The 1,446-nt window shown below is 45.8% G+C and carries 1 protein-coding gene; it reads right to left on the bottom strand.

What is annotated here, in order from left to right; all coding sequences use genetic code 11:
• Positions 1-1,446, bottom strand: a 1,446-nt coding sequence (locus A3735_RS20805) for a ribonuclease R family protein (protein WP_156499797.1), incomplete at both ends; no start/stop codon positions are given.

Raw genomic sequence — 1,446 nt, 5'->3', positions numbered from 1 at the left:
TAAGGGCTTTTTTACTTGCTTGCTTTTTAAAGCTTCTAGCTTGCTTGGCTTGCGCTTTAAAGGCTGGCTAGATTTAAGCTCTTGAGGCTCTTCTGTCTTCAACTCTGAAGAAGACTTCGGCTTTCTTGACTTGGCTTTTACCGGACGCTCGGTTTTCTTTCTTGCGCCATTTCGGGATTTAACCTTAGGTTTATCACTTCCCTGACGTCTATCCGCTTCTTTACGCCGCTCACCTGCCTTCCGCTTGTCCTGACTGTCGCGCTTGCTACCGCTTTTGGGCTTACCTTTCTTAGGGCGCAATTTGTCACGTGACTTGGAACTTGAGCTCACTAGAACCAGGTCAACCTTGCGCTCTTCCAGATTGATGTTTGAGACCTGAACAAGCACCCTATCACCCAGACCAAAGCGCTTACCTGAGCGTTCACCGATCAGGCGATGCTTCGCTGCATCAAATTGATAATAATCACTGTCTAAAGTCGAGACATGAACTAGACCTTCAGCATATAAATCAGCTAGCTCTACAAAGAAGCCAAAGCCCGTCACGGCAGAGATAATACCCTCAAACTCCTCACCCAAGTGTTGCTGTAGGTACTCACACTTAAGCCAGCTCATTACATCACGCGTCGCCTCATCAGCACGTCGCTCAGCCATCGAGCAGTGTTCACCAAGAACCAGCATTTTCGCTAGGTCATATGGGTATTTATACGCTTTTCTTAACTCAGGAGCCTGAGCATCCGCAGCAATACCTACGTCGTCAAAATCATTATTCTTAGCAGAATAAATAACAGACTTGATAGCACGGTGAACTAATAGATCAGGATAACGCCTGATAGGTGAAGTAAAGTGAGCGTAGTGTTCATAAGCCAAACCAAAGTGACCTTTCTCTTCAGGCCCATAGACTGCTTGGCTCATAGAGCGTAATAAGACGGTTTGTAGAACGCTGAAGTCAGGACGATCCTGAATATCCGCCATAATTTGTTGGTAGTCAGAAGGCGATGGATCTTCACCGCCCATCAACTGCAAACCTTGTTCACCTAGAAATGAACGCACATTCTCTAGTTTTTGTGCTGTCGGCCCCTCGTGAATTCGATACAAGGTTGGTAGCTTATGGCGCGATAAAAACTCTGCTGTCGCTACATTTGCACAGAGCATGCACTCTTCTATGATTTTATGAGCATCATTACGCTCAGTTGGTACAATCGCATCAATTTTTCGTTCATCACCAAAAATAATTCTGGTTTCAACCGTTTCAAAATCAATAGCACCACGATCTTTACGACGACTGACCAGCACTTGGTATAAACCATACAGTTCGTGCAGCTCGGGAAGTCGATCAGCAAAATCTTCACAAAGTTGAATGCCATCACTTGAGTCGGGCTCTTCCAGAATGGTTCCAACCTGGTTATAGGTCAAACGCGCGTGGCTGTGCATTACCCCTTCGTAAAA

It is taken from the genome of Oleiphilus sp. HI0061 (genome assembly GCF_001635675.1).
The sequence above is the reverse complement of the archived record's forward strand: the minus strand, read 5'-3'. Positions and strand labels throughout refer to the sequence as shown.